13 protein-coding genes are annotated in these 16,742 nt (G+C 68.0%); 5 read left to right on the top strand and 8 right to left on the bottom strand.

What is annotated here, in order from left to right:
- The first annotated feature begins 45 nt into the window (after positions 1-45).
- Entirely contained in the window at positions 46-690 is a 645-nt protein-coding gene (locus HWY37_RS15515; RefSeq protein ID WP_175206439.1) for a VTT domain-containing protein, read from the top strand.
- Positions 691-773: 83 nt separating this feature from the next.
- On the opposite strand, the gene HWY37_RS15510 is transcribed toward HWY37_RS15515, so the two are convergent.
- Positions 774-3,002 carry an NADP-dependent isocitrate dehydrogenase gene (locus HWY37_RS15510; RefSeq protein WP_176088999.1) on the bottom strand — a complete coding sequence of 743 codons (2,229 nt, stop codon included), beginning with the start codon at positions 3,000-3,002 and terminating at the stop codon, positions 774-776.
- Positions 3,003-3,727: 725 nt separating this feature from the next.
- Between HWY37_RS15510 and ilvA the strand changes: the two genes are divergently transcribed.
- The gene (gene ilvA, locus HWY37_RS15505) at positions 3,728-5,242 is read left to right on the top strand and encodes a threonine ammonia-lyase, biosynthetic (RefSeq protein WP_246302332.1); all 1,515 of its coding nucleotides are present in this window, start codon (positions 3,728-3,730) and stop codon (positions 5,240-5,242) included.
- Positions 5,243-5,282: 40 nt separating this feature from the next.
- Here the strand turns inward: ilvA and HWY37_RS15500 are convergent, their stop codons facing one another.
- Both HWY37_RS15500 and kdgD read right to left on the bottom strand, forming a co-directional pair.
- Complete coding sequence (locus HWY37_RS15500) at positions 5,283-6,173, bottom strand: hypothetical protein (RefSeq protein ID WP_246302315.1); 891 nt, start codon at positions 6,171-6,173, stop codon at positions 5,283-5,285.
- A gap of 190 nt (positions 6,174-6,363) precedes the next feature.
- Entirely contained in the window at positions 6,364-7,278 is a 915-nt protein-coding gene (gene kdgD, locus HWY37_RS15495; protein WP_176088996.1) for a 5-dehydro-4-deoxyglucarate dehydratase, read from the bottom strand.
- Positions 7,279-7,582: 304 nt separating this feature from the next.
- Between kdgD and HWY37_RS15490 the strand changes: the two genes are divergently transcribed.
- Both HWY37_RS15490 and HWY37_RS15485 read left to right on the top strand, forming a co-directional pair.
- Entirely contained in the window at positions 7,583-8,560 is a 978-nt protein-coding gene (locus HWY37_RS15490) for a Bug family tripartite tricarboxylate transporter substrate binding protein (protein ID WP_176088995.1), read from the top strand.
- A gap of 128 nt (positions 8,561-8,688) precedes the next feature.
- A complete protein-coding gene (locus HWY37_RS15485; protein ID WP_176088994.1) occupies positions 8,689-9,045 on the top strand; it encodes a hypothetical protein in 357 nt (118 codons plus the stop codon).
- Positions 9,046-9,184: 139 nt separating this feature from the next.
- On the opposite strand, the gene HWY37_RS15480 is transcribed toward HWY37_RS15485, so the two are convergent.
- The gene (locus HWY37_RS15480) at positions 9,185-10,144 is read right to left on the bottom strand and encodes a LysR family transcriptional regulator (RefSeq protein ID WP_176088993.1); all 960 of its coding nucleotides are present in this window, start codon (positions 10,142-10,144) and stop codon (positions 9,185-9,187) included.
- Between the two features lie 168 nt (positions 10,145-10,312).
- Here HWY37_RS15480 and HWY37_RS15475 point away from each other — a divergent pair, with 168 nt between their 5' ends.
- Positions 10,313-12,019 carry a thiamine pyrophosphate-dependent enzyme gene (locus HWY37_RS15475; RefSeq protein ID WP_176088992.1) on the top strand — a complete coding sequence of 569 codons (1,707 nt, stop codon included), beginning with the start codon at positions 10,313-10,315 and terminating at the stop codon, positions 12,017-12,019.
- Here HWY37_RS15475 and HWY37_RS15470 read toward each other — a convergent pair.
- The 4 genes from HWY37_RS15470 to HWY37_RS15455 all read right to left on the bottom strand — a co-directional run bounded on the left by HWY37_RS15470 (position 12,007) and on the right by HWY37_RS15455 (position 16,737).
- A complete protein-coding gene (locus HWY37_RS15470) occupies positions 12,007-12,750 on the bottom strand; it encodes a class II aldolase/adducin family protein (RefSeq protein ID WP_176088991.1) in 744 nt (247 codons plus the stop codon). The two genes, HWY37_RS15475 and HWY37_RS15470, sit on opposite strands and share 13 nt — an antisense overlap.
- Before the next feature lie 16 nt (positions 12,751-12,766).
- Complete coding sequence (locus HWY37_RS15465) at positions 12,767-13,729, bottom strand: Bug family tripartite tricarboxylate transporter substrate binding protein (RefSeq protein ID WP_176088990.1); 963 nt, start codon at positions 13,727-13,729, stop codon at positions 12,767-12,769.
- A 264-nt stretch (positions 13,730-13,993) separates the two neighbouring features.
- Positions 13,994-15,490, bottom strand: a complete 1,497-nt coding sequence (locus HWY37_RS15460; RefSeq protein WP_176088989.1) for an aldehyde dehydrogenase — start codon at positions 15,488-15,490, stop codon at positions 13,994-13,996.
- Complete coding sequence (locus HWY37_RS15455; protein ID WP_176088988.1) at positions 15,487-16,737, bottom strand: Zn-dependent hydrolase; 1,251 nt, start codon at positions 16,735-16,737, stop codon at positions 15,487-15,489. Before HWY37_RS15455 ends, HWY37_RS15460 begins: the two co-directional genes overlap by 4 nt.
- Between the last annotated feature and the right edge of the window lie 5 nt (positions 16,738-16,742).

Here is a 16,742-nt window from a genome sequence, read left to right as displayed (position 1 = left end):
TCGCTCCCGGCATGACGCAAGCAAACCAGATTCCAAGATCCGATCATGAGCATTACTGAAGTGTTTTCCTGGCTGACCAGCGAGCAGGGCCTGATGGCCGTGCTGGCGCAGAACTGGGTGCTGGGCACCGCCATCATCGCCGCGGTCATCTTCGTGGAGACGGGCCTGGTGGTGATGCCGTTCCTGCCGGGCGACTCGCTGCTGTTCGCCGCCGGCGCGTTCCTGGGGCTGGCGGGCATCGATCCGGCCATCTCGCTGGCCGCCATCGTCGCCGCCGCCATCGCGGGCGACGCGCTGAACTACACCATCGGGTCTTCCTCATGGGGCCAGCGGCTTGCGCACAGCCGATGGGTCAAGCCCGAGCACATGGAGCGCGCCCGCGCATACTTCGCCCGCTACGGCGCAATGACGATTACCGTGGCGCGCTTCGTGCCCATCGTGCGGACCCTGGTGCCGTTCGTCGCCGGCCTGTCGCAGATGCCGCGCCGTACGTTCTATGCCTATAACGTGATCGGCGGCGTACTGTGGTGTTCGAGCATGCTGCTGGCCGGCTACTGGCTGGGTTCGATCCCGTGGGTGCGGGCGAACCTGCATTGGGTGTCGGTCATCATCATCGGCCTGTCGCTGATCCCCGTCGTGCTGCAATATTTGCAGGTGCGCCAGTTGCGGCACCGCGAGGCGCAGCGCTAGCCGGCGCGCAGGCGAAAAAAAAGGCCGGCAGCCCTGAGGCTGCCGGCCTTTTCATTTGCCGCGGCGCTGCGCGGCGCAGGCGCTTAGCCGATCGAGGCCAGGGCCTGGTTCAGCGTGGCGCTCGGGCGCATGGCCTGGCTGGCGAGGGCTTCGTTGGGCTGGTAGTAGCCGCCGATGTCGACGGGCTTGCCCTGGGCAGCCTTCAGTTCGGCCAGGATCTTGTCCTCGCCGTCAGCCAGCGCGCGGGCCGGGGCGGCGAACAGGGTAGCCAGTTCGCGGTCGTCGGTCTGCGCGGCCACGGCCTGGGCCCAGTACAGGGCCAGGTAGTAGTGGCTGCCGCGGTTGTCCAGGCCGCCGACCTTGCGCTCGGGCGACTTGTTCTCGTCCAGGAACTTGGCGGTGGCCAGGTCCAGGGTCTTGGCCAGCACTTGGGCGCGGGCGTTGCCGTAGCTGCGGCCCAGATGCTCCAGCGAAGCGGCCAGGGCCATGAACTCGCCCAGCGAGTCCCAGCGCAGGAAGCCTTCTTCCAGGAACTGCTGCACGTGCTTGGGCGCGGAGCCGCCGGCGCCGGTTTCAAACAGGCCGCCGCCGGCCACCAGCGGCACGATGGACAGCATCTTGGCGCTGGTGCCCAGTTCCATGATGGGGAACAGGTCGGTCAGGTAGTCGCGCAGCACGTTGCCGGTCACCGAGATGGTGTCCAGGCCTTCGCGGATGCGCTTGAGCGAGAACTTGGTGGCTTCGACCGGGCTCAGGATGCGCAGGTCCAGACCGCTGGTGTCGTGGTCCTGCAGGTACTGCTTGACCTTGGCGATGATCTGGGCGTCGTGGGCGCGGTTCTCGTCCAGCCAGAACACGGCGGGCGTGCTGGTGGCGCGGGCGCGGGCCACGGCCAGCTTGACCCAATCCTGCACCGCGGCGTCCTTGGTCTGGCACATGCGCCAGAGGTCGCCGGCTTCGACGGCCTGTTCCAGCAGGACCTTGCCCGAGGCGTCGGTGACGCGCACGGTGCCGGCTGCGGGAATGACGAAGGTCTTGTTGTGCGAACCGTATTCCTCGGCGGCCTGGGCCATCAGGCCGACGTTGGGCACGCTGCCCATCGTGACCGGATTGAAGGCGCCGTTGCGCTTGCAGTCTTCGATCACGGCCTGGTAGACGCCGGCGTAGCTGCGGTCGGGGATCACGGCCTTGGTGTCCTGCAGATTGCCTTCCGCGTTCCACATCTTGCCGGAGTCGCGGATCATGGCGGGCATGGACGCGTCGACGATGACGTCGCTGGGCACGTGCAGGTTGGTGATGCCGCGGTCGGAATTCACCATGGCCAGCTGCGGCAGGGTCTTGTAGGCTGCATCGATGTCGGCGGTGATCTCGGCCTGCTTGTCGGCGGGCAGGGACTGGATCTTGGCGTACAGGTCGCCGATGCCGTTGTTGGGATCGAAGCCGGCCTGCTTGAGCACGTCGGCGTGCTTGGCCAGCACGTCCTTGTAGAACACGGACACGACCAGGCCGAAGATGACTGGGTCGGAGACCTTCATCATCGTGGCCTTCAGGTGCACCGAGAACAGCACGCCGGTGGCGCGGGCGTCGTCGATCTGCGCTTGCAGGAAGGACTTCAGCTTGGCGGCCGACATCACGGCGGCGTCGATGATTTCGCCGGCCTTGACCGGGGTCTTTTCCTTCAGGACGGTCTTGGAGCCGTCGGCGGCGGTCAGTTCGATCTTGACGTCGCCGGCTTCGGCGATCAGCGCCGATTTTTCGGTGCCGTAGAAATCGCCTTCGCTCATGTGAGCCACGTGCGACTTGGAGTCAGCCGACCAGGCGCCCATCTTGTGCGGGTGCTTGCGGGCGTAGTTCTTGACCGACAGCGGGGCGCGGCGGTCGGAGTTGCCTTCGCGCAGGACCGGGTTCACGGCGCTGCCCTTGACCTTGTCGTAGCGCGCCTTGACGTCGCGTTCGGTGTCGTTGGCGGGGGCGTCCGGGTAGTCGGGCAGCTTGTAGCCTTGGTCCTGCAGTTCCTTGATGGCAGCCTTCAGCTGGGGCATCGAGGCGCTGATGTTGGGCAGCTTGATGATGTTGGCTTCGGGCTGGACGGCGAGGGCGCCGAGTTCCGACAGCGCGTCGCCCAGCTTCTGGCTGTCTTCGAGGTAGTCGGGGAAGACCGAGATGATGCGGCCTGCCAGCGAGATGTCGCGGGTCTCGACCGTGATGCCTGCGGGCTTGGCGAAAGCCTGGACGATGGGCAGCAGCGAACGGGTTGCAAGCGCCGGAGCTTCATCGGTGAGGGTATAGATAATCTTCGGAGTAAGAGACATGATCCTTGAATCTGTTCGGCAGGCGCTAGGCGCAAACCCGAACATGCTATGCGGCGCGAGGCCGGTAGATGTTGTCGGAGAGTGGGTTCGTATGGGCAGGCGCGCGACCGGGACTGGACGCGTTCGCTTTGCCGTCCAGGGTCTGAGCAAATGACGAGGCGGGCGGCTAAGCGGACGCGCCCGGAGGAAATGGTCGGTAAGCGTCTGCCCAACATGGCCGGCGCCTGCCCCTATTTTTATGGCCGGCCTGGGCGTCCGCGCCGGCGTTGCCGGCAGGATCCTGGGCCGCCTGGGGAAGTGCGACTGCCACGAACCTTCCATTGTAATACCGGGCTACGCCTGCTGCGCAGCAAAAACCCGCGGATTGGGCCGGGATATAACCATAATGGCGCCAAATTAAACGGGGACATATTAAAGAAGGCGTTTCGCGGCCTATTCGCCGTTTGACAAAGCTCTGCACAAGGAGGAAAGTACGTCCCCATGAATTTCCGCGCCGTCCGCATTTCGCTGATTATTACCATCATTCCTGGAATGGTGGGTTAGCGCGCGACCGCAACAGTCACAGCCACCCGCCCCACGAGGCGGGTTTTTTGTGGCCGCCTCTGCCGGGCAAGCACACCGAAGCAGAGAGCCAGATGCACCACACCCCGCAAGCCACGCAAGCCACGCAAGTCACGCAAGCGCAGCCGCAGACCGCCGCCTTCCAGGACGGTAAGGCCTCGCCGATGGAATACCTGAGGCAGATCCTGACCGCCCGGATCTACGACATCGCCCGCGAAACCGAGCTGGATCCCGCCCGCGGCCTGTCGGCCAGGCTGGGCAACCCGGTGTTCTTCAAGCGCGAAGACAACCAGCCGGTGTTTTCATTCAAGGTGCGCGGCGCTTACAACAAAATGCGCAACACGCCGCAGGCGGCGCTGGACCGGGGCGTGATCACCGCGTCGGCCGGCAACCACGCCCAGGGCGTGGCGATCTCGGCCGCCAAGATGGGGGTGCGCGCCATCATCGTGGTGCCGCAGACCACCCCGCAGGTCAAGGTGGATGCCGTGAAGGCGCATGGCGGGCCGACCGTCACGGTGGTGCAGGCGGGCGATTCGTACAGCGATGCCTTTGCCCATGCGCAGAACCTGGCGCGTGCGCAGGACCTGACCTTCATCCCCGCCTTCGACGATCCCTATGTGATCGCGGGCCAGGGCACGGTGGGCATGGAGATCCTGCGCCAGCATGCCGGTCCGCTGCACGCGGTGTTCGTGCCGATCGGCGGCGGCGGGCTGGCGGCGGGGATCGCGACCTACATCAAGGCGGTGGACCCCGGCGTCAAGGTCATCGGCGTGCAGACCGAGGATTCCTGCGCCATGTCCCTGTCCATGCAGGTGGGTGAGCGCGTCAATCTGCCGGAGGTGGGCCTGTTTTCGGACGGCACGGCCGTCAAGCTGGTGGGCGAGGAAACCTTCCGTCTGTGCCGCGAATACCTGGACGAGATCATCCTGGTGGACACGGACGCGGTCTGCGCGGCGATCAAGGACGTGTTCCTGGATACCCGCAGCGTGCTGGAACCGGCGGGCGCGCTGGCGGTGGCCGGACTGAAGAAGTACGTCGAGCGCGACGGCGTGCAGGGACGGCCCATGGTGGCGGTGACCTCGGGCGCGAACATGAACTTCGATCGCCTGCGCTTCGTGGCGGACCGTGCCGAGGTCGGCGAGGCCCGCGAGGCGGTCTTCGCTGTGACGGTGCCTGAGGAACGCGGTAGTTTCCGCCGCTTTTGCAGCGTGATCGGCCAGCGCAGCGTGACCGAATTCAATTACCGCATCGCCGATGCCCGCACCGCCCACATCTTCGTCAGCATGCAGATTTCGCGGCGCGGCGACGCGGCGGAAATCATGACGGCCTTGCAGGAGCAGGGCTTCTCGGTCGGCGACCTGAGCAACAACGAAGTATCCAAGCAGCACATCCGCTACATGGTGGGCGGACGTTCGCCGCTGGCCGCGGGCGAGCGCCTGTTCCGCTTCGAGTTCCCCGAGCGTCCCGGCGCGCTGATGAAATTCCTGTCGGAAATGGCGCCCAACTGGAACATCAGCCTGTTCCATTACCGCAACCAGGGCACGGAATTCAGCTCGGCCCTGGTCGGCATCCAGGCGCCGCTGGCCGACAGCGCCGCGCTGGACGCGTTCCTGCGGCAGCTGGGCTACTCGCATAGCGAGGAAACCGGCAACGAGGCCTACCGCCAGTTCCTGATCTGAGCGCGCGCCGGGTTCCAGCCGGCGAGACTTCAGCCTGACTTCAGCCCGGCGCGCAGTTGGGCTTGCGTGGCAGGGCCACGCCGGGCTGCAGGCGCAGCGCGGCGCGGTCCTGCGTCAGCTGCACGGTGGCGGCGCGCCAGGCCGGCACGTCGTCGAAGGCCACGTCGGGCGTGGCCGAGGACTTGGACAGCGCGTCCGGCCGGTCGAACTGAATGGCCGGTAGCTGCACGCAGCGGTCCTTGAAATCCAGGCGCGCCAGCTCGCGGCCGTCGCTCATGCGCACCGCGCGGAAGGCCAGCGGCGTGTCCACGAACTTGGTGATGGCGGGCACGATCTGCAGGTAGCCGTCGGCGTCCTTGACGCGCTTGGTGGGCTCGATCTCGACCACGTCGCGGCCGGGAGGGACGGCCAGGTAGGCCACGCCGTCCGCCACGTCCAGCAGCTTGCCCGGGCCCAGGTTCAGGGCGGCCAGCGGCGCGTGGCGGATCATCACGGTCTCGTTCCAGGACGTGTAGACCCGCGTCCAGCCTGGCAGACGGGCGTCTTCGAATCGAGTGGTCGAAATGCGGTCGCGGTCGGGCTTGGCGGACAGGGCCAGGCGCTCCACGCGCAGCGCGCCATTGGCGACGCGCAGGTGCGCCAGCACGGTGTCGGCGCTGGAACTGGTGAAGTAGGCCAGCACGGCATCCGTTTCCAGCGCCTTGGCCGTGGACGCGCAGAAAAAGGCGCGGGCCTCGATGCTTTGACCGCCGGGATAGAGCAGGGGGCCGACATCCTTGCCGCACAAGGGCTGGCCTTGATAGGTGATGGTGGTGGCGCGGGTGGTCTGGCGCTGGCCGGTGTTCCAGTCGTTGCGGCTGCCGGCGGCGGTGTCGACCACCAGGCCATGGTTGTCGTAGATGACGTCCGCGCCCGCGGGTGCGGCAAGCATGCAAAGCAGAAACGCGAGGCTGCGTCGACTCGCCATCGGCGGCTCCCTGGTGTGGATGGACGGGTCTATATATACCATCGCAGCCTGGTCCGGACCGGCTGTGTGGAATCTATGCCGCCGCCCGCCCAGAAGGCCGGCAGTGTGTGCGGGACCTATGCCGCAGCCCGCCCACAGGGCGGGCTGCGCAGGCCTACTGCGGCCCGAGCTTGCGGATCAACGCATCCAGCATTTCCAGCTCGTCGGGCCGCAGATCCGTCAGGGGCGCGCGCACCGGCCCGGCGTCGTGCCCGACCAGCTTGGCGCCGGCCTTGACGATGCTGACCGCATACCCCGGCACGCGGTTGCGGATGTCCAGGTAGGGCAGGAAGAACTCGTCCAGCAGCCGGTTGACGGTGTCGTGGTCGCCCGCGGCAATGGCGCGGTAGAACGTCATCGCCGTGCGCGGCACGAAGTTGAACACGGCCGACGAATACACCGGCACGCCCAGCGCGCGGTAGGCGGCGGCATAGACCTCGGCGGTGGGCAGGCCGCCCAGGTAGGAAAAGCGGTCGCCCAGCTTGCGGCGGATGCGCACCATGGCTTCGATGTCGCCCACGCCGTCCTTGAAGCCCACCAGGTTGGGGCAGCGCTCGGCCAGTTGCGCCAGGCTGTCGGCAGACAGGCGCGACTGCGCGCGGTTGTAGACGATGACGCCGATATCCACGGACTTGCACACCTGCTCGACGTGCGCGGCGATGCCTTGCTGCGAGGCTTCGGTGAGGTAATGCGGCAGCAGCAATATGCCCTTGGCGCCCAGCCTCTCGGCCTCGCGGGCGTAGGCGATGGCCGTGCGGGTGGGGCCGCCCGCGCCGGCCAGGATGGGCACCTTGCCGGCGCAGGTCTGCACCGCGGTGCGGATGACGTCCGAATACTCCTCGGGCGCCAGCGAGAAGAACTCGCCCGTGCCGCCGGCCGCGAACAGGGCGGTTGCGCCATAGGGCGCCAGCCACTCCAGGCGCTGCGCGTAGCTTCTGGCGTTGAAGTCGCCGTTACTGTCGAAATCGGTGACGGGAAAAGACAGCAAGCCTTCCGAAACGATCTGCTTGAGTTCCTGCGGGGTGGTCATGTTGCGTTGATCCGTAGAGGGCGCCATCGAACGCGGAGTCTGCCGGCAGCCAGATTTATGGGTAAGTCATCGTACAACATGGAATAGGCCTACTCAAGACGAAATTACCTTGCAACTATGGGGTAATAGGTGCATACCCGATGCGCAAAAATTATGCTTTCCAAGAATATTTTTATAGTTGTACGATGACTTCCTCAAAAAAGCAGACGAGATCAAGGCCGCGGGTGAGAGCAGGCATCCTCAAGAGGTTGCCGCAGCGCGCCGACGCCGGCGGCCGCCCGCCAGATACTCCAGAGGAGACTCCATGAATCCGAGCAAGAGACAGTTCCTGGGCGGCGCCGCGGCGCTTTGCCTGTCGCCATGGCTGCCGGCATGGGCGCAGTCAGGCGACTGGCCCACGCGCCCGGTCCGCATCATCGTGCCTTACCCGCCCGGCGGCTCGTCGGACATCATCGCGCGCATCCTGGCGCCGCGTCTGGCCGACGCCTTGAAACAGACCGTGGTGGTCGAGAACAAGCCCGGCGCCAACGGCAACCTGGGCGCTGGCCTGGTGGTGCAGGCGGCGCAGGAAGGCCACACGGTGTTGCTGTGCGACGTGGGGGCGCTGGCGATCAGCCCGTCCGTCTACACCAAGCTTTCCTTCGATCCTTCCACCGACCTGCGCGCGGTCGGCATGCTGGCCTATTCGCCGCATGTGCTGGCGGTGCATCCGGACGTGCCGGCCAGGACGGTGCCCGAGCTGGTGGCCTTGTCCAAGCAGCAGCGCCTGAACTTCGCCGTGACAGCCATCGGCAGCGCACCACACCTGGCCGCCGTCGCCGTGCAACAGGCCACGGGCGCGAAGTGGGAATACGTGCCCTATAAGGGCGGTTCGCAGGCCGTCACGGACACCATAGGCGGACAGACCCAGGTCATCATGAACGGCCTGCTGGCCACGCTGCCCCACATCAAGGCCGGCAAGCTGCGGCCGATCGCGATCTCCAAGCGCGAACGCATGCAGCTGGTGCTGGACATTCCGACCATCTCCGAGCAGGGCGTGGCCGGTTTCGAGTCGGGCACGTGGCAGGGGGTGATGGCGCCCGTGACGACGACCGATCCCGTCGCCATGCGCCTGTCGGAACTGATGGCGCGGATCGTCAACCAGCCGGACGTGAAGGCGCAGTTGAACGAACAGGGTGCGGAAATCGTCACCCGCAATCCGGCCGAACTGACTCAGTTCTTCAACAGCGAACGCGCACGCTGGGCCGCGGTCGTGAAAAGCGCGGACATCCGGCTGGATTGACGCCGGACCCGCCTGGACAGGCCGGCAGGCGCGGGGGCACACTGGAACCATCCCGCGCCCGCTCAGGCCCCGGCGCGACGCGGGCCCGGGCCGCGAACGGCCGCCATTCCGGGGCAGGGCATGCAGCCATGAAGATACTGGGCGCCGCCGCGCTGATGGCGGCCTGCTGGGGGCAAGCCGCCGCCCAGGGCGGGGCTCCCGCCGTTCCGCAACCCCCGCCTTCGGCCCGCGTCATACCGGATGCCTGCGTAGGCGCGTCATGCCCCAGGCTCGTCAATCCTGGCGCCAGCCAGGAACCCTGCCTGGGCACGGGCTGCGCCACCGCCGGCAGGCCGCCGGGCCCGCCCGCGCCGCCTTCCAGCGGGCCGAGCCGCCAGCCGGGCTGGATGAGTCCGGCGCCGTCCCGCCTGCCGCCCATGCCGGCGCAGCGCGGCGTGCCCACAGGACCGCTGACGCCCGCGCCACCGCTGCCTGTTCCGCGGTAGAGAGCAATACCGGCAAAAAACCGGCAAGGTCTTGACTGCTCCCCCCTGAGGCGCGGTCTTCTTCCCTTGGTTATCCGCTACATGCAGCAAGACGGTTGGATTTGGGAAACCGGAATGCCTGATCGCACGCCCCGCGCCTTCAGCCTGTGGCCGCGTCCGCGCCCGCCATCCGCATATACGCGCGATAAGGCTCCGCCTGCACCATGCCCGCCAGTACTTCGCGCAGGGTGTCCTGCACGATCTTCACCGCCTGGGTCAGCGGACGGCTGGAAGCGGTGGCCAGCATCAAGCGGGTGGACAGGGCCGGGTTGACGATGCGGCGGGCGACCAGGCGGCCGGAAGCCAGCTCGCCGACCACGGCGGGCAGCGCCAGCACCGTGTGGGCCAGCCCGGCCAGCACGATTTCCTTCATCAGTTCCAGCGCGTCCATTTCGAAGGCCACGTTCAGCGGCGTGTCCGCCTGGGTGGCGGCATGCTCCAGCGTGCGGCGCAAGCCATGGCTGCGGGTCGGCAGGGCCAGCGGCAGGCTGCCGATCTGCCCGAAGTCGATGCAGGACTGGGCCCGCGCCGCGGGCGCCAGGTTCTGCGTCGGCGACACCAGCGCCAGGTCGAGTTCGGCCAGGGGGTCGACCACCACATGCTGCGAACGCCGGGCGTCGTGCAGCACCGCGATGTCGACCCGGGCGTTGGCCAGCCATTCATGCACATAGCCGCTATAGCCGGTGATGACGTTGAGCTGGATGCGCGGGTGGCGTTTCCAGATTTCCGCGACCAGGGGCATGCCGACCATGTGCGACAGCGTGGGGGTGAGCCCCAGCGTGACCTGGCCCGAGGGCGATTTCTGCTCGTCGTGGAACTCGGTCACGACGCGCGTCATTTGCGTCAGCAAGGGACGCAGGCGCTCCAGCAGCTTTTCGCCTTCGGGCGTCAGCGACACGCCGCGGCCGTTGCGGTAGAGCAGGGCGCAGCCGCACTCGTCTTCAAGCTTCCTGACCTGCCGGCCCAGCGCCGATTGCGCGATGCCCAGGACCGAGGCGGCCTTGGAGAAGCTGCCGGAGTCGGCGACGTGGATCAGGTTTTCGATCTTGCGTAGGTCCATCTCGGGGTATCGCGGCCTGCGCGCGGGCCGGCGCTCCTTGTGTGCGTTTTGCGTATATCTGATAGGCAGAGTATGCCTACATGGCACCGCGCCAGCCACCCTAGAATTCAGGCGAATCCGGCCCGCGCGATTGCGCCCGCCTCCGTTGCATCAACTGCCTGGCGATCCATGACACCTGTATCCGCACCGACCACGTCCGCCCACGCATTGCTGCGGATCTTCGCCGGCAACGGCTTGGACCGCGTCTTTCTCGTGCCCGGCGAAAGCTATCTGGGCGTGCTCGATGCCCTGCATGACTTTCCGGACATCGACGTGGTGACCTGCCGCCATGAAGGCGGCGCGGCCTTCATGGCCGGCGCCGACGGCCGGCTGACGGGCCGGCCGGGCGTGGCCATGGTGTCGCGCGGACCGGGCGCGGCCAACGCGGCCATCGGCGTGCACGCCGCCCAGCAGGATGGGGTGCCGATGATCCTGCTGATCGGGCAGGTGCCTTGCAAGGACCTGCGCAAGGAAGCTTTCCAGGAGATCGACTACCAGAAGATGTTCGGTTCCATCGCCAAATGGGTGCATGAGGTGGCGACGCCGCAGGACCTGGCCTGGGCCGCCTTCAAGGCTCTGCGGGTCGCGACCTCCGGCACGCCGGGGCCGGTGGTGCTGGTGGTGCCGGAAGACGTGCAGCAGGCCTGCGTGCCGCAGCCGGACTGGGTGGCCGCGCCGGCCAGCCCGGCGCAGCCCGCGCCCGCGACGCTGGAACGCCTGCAGGCCTTGCTGGCCGCGGCCCGCAAGCCGCTGATCATCGCCGGGGGCGCCTTCAACGCGCCGGGCGGCCGCGAGGCGCTGCGGCAGCTGGCGGAACGCCATGGCATACCGGTGGCGGTGTCGTTCCGCCAGCATGACCTGTTTCCCAACACGCATCCGCTGTACGCCGGCGACCTGGACCTGGCGACGCAGCCCGCGCAGGTGGCGGCCTTCGATTCCAGCGACCTGATCCTGGCGCTGGGCACGCGCCTGGGCGACATCACCACGCAGGGCTACACCTTCCCGACCTATCCCAGGCCGTCGCAGACGCTGGTGCATTGCCATGCCGACGCGCATTTCGTGAACCAGCACTTTGCGGCGGACGTGGGCGTCATCGCGGATCCGGTGGCGACGGCGCAGGCGCTGGCCGCGCTGCCGCCGGCTGGCCGTGGCGGGCGCGAGGACTGGGCGGCGTCCCTGCGCGCGATCCGCGAGCGCGCCGCCGCCTGGCCCGATCCGAAAGCCGACGACGGTGTGCCCTTCGTGTCGGTGGTGCGGGCGCTGGCCGAACAGGCGCCGGCGGACCTGATGGTCTGCCTGGACGCGGGCACCTTCGCCGCGCCGGTGTACCGCCACTTTCCCTTTGCCTATCCGCAACGGCTGATGGCCTCGCAGTCCGGCGCCATGGGCTACGGCACGCCGGCCGCGATCGCCGCGCAGTTGCGCCACCCGCAAAGCAAGGTTGTGTGCCTGGTCGGCGACGGCGGCTTCATGATGACCGGCAATGAAATGATGGCCGCGGCCGAACGCGGCCTGCCGGTGTTCTTCATCGTCTCCAACAACAACTGCTACGGCTCCATCCGCCTGCATCAGGCGCGCACTTATCCGGGACGCCATGCCGGCACCAATCTGGCCAGCCCCGATTTCACGATGATGGCGCGCGCCTTTGGCATGCAGACCGAGCACGTCACCCGTCCGGAACAGGTGGCCGCGGCCGTCGCGCGCGGGCTGGCCTCGACCGCGCCGTACTTCCTGGAGGTCAAGACCAGCCTCGCCGCGATCCTGCCGGAAGGCGCCGACAGCGCGGCAGGCGTCGATCTTCTGGGGCGCGGCCAGCCGGCGGCTCATTCGCGGTAGCCAGGGTCCTTCCTGTCCATCAGGCGCAGCATGGCCGGCCATTCCAGTTCGCCGAAGGGCCGGCGCGTGGCCGGCTGGTACAGGTGCCAGGTCTTCTCGATCACTTCCGGCGGCGGCAGGCACAGTTCACGGTTGGCGGCCAGCGCATCCACCTGCGCCTTGCACGCCATTTCCAGCCAGTACAGCGTGTTGAACGCCTGCGCGATGCTGGGCCCCGCCGCCAGCAGGCCGTGGTTGCGCAGGATCATCGCCTCGGACTGTCCCAGGTCCGCCACCAGGCGCGCGCGTTCGTCCAGGTCCAGGGCCACGCTTTCGTAGTCGTGGTACGGGATCCTGGCAAAGCGCATGGCGGTCTGGGTCAGCGGCAGCAGGCCGCATTGCAGCGCCGACACCGCCATGCCGGCCCGCGTGTGCGTATGGATGACGCATTGCACGTCGTGGCGCGCGCCGTGCACCGCGCTGTGGATGACGTAGCCGGCCGCATTGATGCCGTACTCGGTCTGGTTGCTCAGGACGTTCCCGTCCAGGTCTATCTTCACCAGGCTGGAGGCGGTGATTTCGTCGTACATCATGCCGTAGGGATTGATCAGCAGATGGTCCTCGGGCCCGGGAATCCTGGCCGTGATGTGGTTGTAGATGAGATCGCTCATGCCGAAGTGGGACACCAGCCGGTAGCAGGCGGCCAACTGGATGCGGGTGTCGCGTTCCGCGGGGCTCATGGCGGTATGCATGGTTCGAGTCTCCGGTTCAGTCGCTGGCTTTGACGTTGAAATCGCGGACCACCTTGCCCCACGATTCGTATTCCGATTTCATCAGCGCGCCGAATTCGGCGGGCGTGGCGGTGGTGCGGACCTGGGCGCCCAGATCGGCTAGCTTGTCGCGCACGGCGGGATCCGCAAGCACCGCGTTGACCTCGGTCGCCAGCTTCTGCTGGATGTCGGGCGGGATACCCGCGGGCGCGATCAGGCCCAGCCAGGCGCCCATGTCGAAACCCGGAAAGCCTTGCTCGGCCACGGTGGGCACGTCCGGCAGGGTGGCCACGCGTTCCGGCGTGCTGACGGCGATAGCCTTCAGGCGGCCCGCCTTCACCAGCGCCAGCGAGGACACCATGGTGTCGAAGGTGGCGTAGGTGCGGCCGCCGACGATGTCGGTCTGCGCCTGGCTGCTGCCCTTGTAGGGCACGTGGATCATGCTGGCGCCGGCCTTGGCCAGCAGCACCGAGGTCACCAGATGGCTGGTCGTGCCCACGCCGGTCGTCGCATAGGTGTACTGGTTGGGCTTGGCCTTCACGGCCGCCAGGAAGTCCTTCAGGTTGTTGGCCGGATTGTCCGGGCTGACGACGAACAGATAGGGCAGCCAGGTCAGGAGGCCGATGGGCGCGAAGTCCTTGCGCGCGTCGTAGTTCAGGTTGGGATAGACGTGCGGATTGATGGCCTGCGGCGCGGACGCGCCAATCATCAGCGTGTAGCCGTCGGGCTTGGCGCGCGCGCCCAGGCCGGCCGCGATGGAGCCGCCGGCACCGGGCTTGTTCTCGACGATGAACTGCTGGCCCAGGCGCTGCGCCAGGCGGTCGCCCAGCATGCGCGCGACCGTGTCGGTCGCGGTGCCGGGCGGAAAGCCCACCAGGATGGTGACCGGCTTGGAAGGATAAGCGGCGTCGGCGCAGGCCGGCCCCGCGGCGGCCCATGCCGCGCCGGCCAGCAAGGCCACTGCTGCCGTCCGCCTCCATGATGTCGAGGCCGCCCCGGGGGCGGATCGGGTTCCGCCTCGCGTTATCGCATTGCGCATCGTCGTCTCCAGTCATTGTTCTGATGGCGGGAGAGCGCTTGCGCCTGCCCGCAACGGCGCCCGGTCGGGTCGTCCGTCGCTGTTCAAGGTCGCACAAGGGCCGGCCGCCTTCAATGACGCGGACGGCCAAGCAGATAACGCGAAATGGCATGGATGGCGGATGCCCCAAGGGCATCCGCCGGGGGATCAAACCGACAGGCTGATCCAGGTGGTCTTGAGGTCACTGTACTTGTCCAGCGCGTGCAGCGACTTGTCGCGGCCGAAGCCCGATTGCTTCACGCCGCCGAACGGCACGGTGATGTCGCCGTCGGCGTAGCAGTTGACCCAGACCAGGCCGGCGCGCAGGCGGCGCGACAGGCGGTGGGCGCGCGACAGGTTGGCGGTCCAGAGACCGGCGCCCAGGCCGTAGATCGAGTCGTTGGCCAGCCGCACCGCGTCGTCCTCGGTGGCGAAGCGCTGGGCGGCAAGCACCGGCCCGAAGATCTCCTCGCGCACCAGGCTGTTGTCCTGGCCGGCGCAATCGAAGATGGTCGGCTCGATGTAATAGCCGCCCGTGTCGCCGCGCGCCTGGCGGCCGCCCAGCCGCAGGCGGGCGCCTTCGGCCGAGCCGGCTTCGATGCGGGCCAGCACGCCGCGCATCTGGCGTTCGTCGACCATGGCGCCCATGGCGGTGGCGGGATCCAGCGGATCGCCCGGCTGCAGCGCGGCGGCATGCTCCGCGACCTTGGCCATGAAGACGTCGTAGATCCCGTCCTGCACGTACAGGCGCGAGCCCGCGATGCAGACTTCGCCCTGGTTGGAGAAGATGGCCAGGGCCGCGGCCTGGGCGGCGCGGTCCAGGTCGGGGCAGTCCTCGAACACGATGTGCGGCGACTTGCCGCCGCACTCCAGCCACACGCGCTTCAGGTTCGATTGGCCCGAATACTCCATGAAGCGCTTGCCGGTGGCGGTCGATCCGGTGAAGGCGATGCAGTCCACGTCGGGGTGCAGGCCCAGCGCCTGGCCGGCTTGCGCGCCCAGGCCGGGCACCACGCTGAAGACGCCGGCGGGGATGCCGGCTTGCTCGGCCAGCGCCGCCAGCCGGATGGCCGACAGCGAGGCCTGCTCGGCCGGCTTGAGGATGACGCTGTTGCCCGCGGCCAAAGCTGGCGCGACCTTCCAGGCGGCCATCATCAGCGGGTAGTTCCAGGGCACCACCGCCGCGACCACGCCCAGGGCCTCGCGCGTGATGGTGGCCAGCGCATCGGGGCCGGTGGGGGCGATCTCGTCGTAGATCTTGTCGATGGCCTCGGCGTACCAGGCGTAGCAGCGCGCCGTCTCGGGCACGTCGAAGGCCAGCGCGTCGCGGATGGGCTTGCCCATGTCCAGCGTTTCCAGCAGCGCCAGTTCTTCGCGGTGTTCGTCGATCAGCGCGGCCAGGCGTAGCAGATGCTGCTTGCGCTGGCGCGGCGCCAGGCCGCTCCAGACGCCGGCCTCGAAGGCGCGGCGGGCGGCCTGCACCGCGCGGTCCACGTCGGCGGCGCCGCAGGCGGCCACGTCGGCCAGCTTGCGTCCGTCTATCGGGCTGGCGGCGGCAAAGGTGGCGCCATCGGCCGCGTCGCAATAGGCGCCGTCGATGTAGGCCTGGCCGCGGAAGGTCAGCGCGGCGGCGCGGGCGCGCCAGTAGGCGGCGTCCTGGCTCATGAGCGGACCTCCTGGGCGTTGGCGCGCGCCACCATGGCGTCGAGCAGCACGTTGCAGCCCGCTTCCAGGTCGGCCGGCTTGGCGTCCTCGATCTCGTTGTGGCTGACGCCGTCCTTGCACGGCACGAAGATCATGGCGGTGGGGGTGACGGCGGCCATGTAGACCGCGTCGTGGCCGGCGCCGGTGACGATGTCCATGGCGGCCAGGCCGCGGCGGAGGGCGCCGTCGCGCACCTTGCCGACCAGGTCCGGGTCGAACGGGGTGGGCGGGAAGTACTGCACGTGCTTCACGTCCACCTCCACGTTGTGGCGCTGGGCGATTTCGGCGCAGATTTCATGCCAGCGCTGGTCCATGCGGGTGAGCGTGGCCTCGTCCTCGTGGCGCAGGTCCACCGTGAAGCGCACCTGGCCCGGGATGACGTTGCGCGAGCCGGGATGGGCGTGGATTTCGCCCACGGTGCCGCGGCCGTGCGGCTGATTGTCGTTGGCGATGCCGACCACCGCCTGCAGCAGGTAGCTGGCGGCGTACAGCGCGTCGCGGCGGATCGGCATGGGCGTGGGGCCGGCATGCATTTCCATGCCGGTCACGGTCACGTCGTACCAGCGCAGGCCGAGCGAGCCGGTCACCACGCCCACCACTTTCTCTTCGTCTTCCAGGATCGGACCCTGTTCGATGTGGGCCTCGAAGTACGCGCCCACCGGGCGGCCGCCCACGGGGTCCGTGCCGGCGTAGCCGATGGCGGCCAGTTCGTCGGCTACCGACTTGCCGTCGCGGTCGGTGGCGGTCAGCGCCACTTCCAGCGGGAACTTGCCGGCGAACACGCCCGAACCCATCATCACGGGCACGAAGCGCGAGCCTTCCTCGTTGGTCCAGATGGCCACTTCCAGCGGCGCTTCCGTGACCACGCCGTGGTCGTTCAGGCTGCGCATGACCTCCAGCCCCGCCAGCACGCCGTAGCAGCCGTCGAACTTGCCGCCGGTGGGCTGGGTGTCGATATGGCTGCCGGTCATGACTGGCGGCAGTTCATTGTTGCGGCCGGCGCGGCGGGCGAAGATGTTGCCCACCTGGTCCACGCGCAGCGTCATGCCGGCATCGCGCATCCAGCCGGTGACCAGGTCGCGGCCCTGGCCGTCCAGCGCGGTCAGCGCCAGGCGGCAGTTGCCGCCCTTGGGCGTAGCGCCGATCTGCGCCAGGTCCATCAGCGACTGCCACAGCCGCTGTCCGTTGATGGAGATAGTCGTCGTCATGGTGG

Source organism: Achromobacter anxifer (assembly GCF_903652925.1).
GTDB lineage: Bacteria > Pseudomonadota > Gammaproteobacteria > Burkholderiales > Burkholderiaceae_B > Achromobacter > Achromobacter anxifer.
The sequence above is the reverse complement of the archived record's forward strand: the minus strand, read 5'-3'. Positions and strand labels throughout refer to the sequence as shown.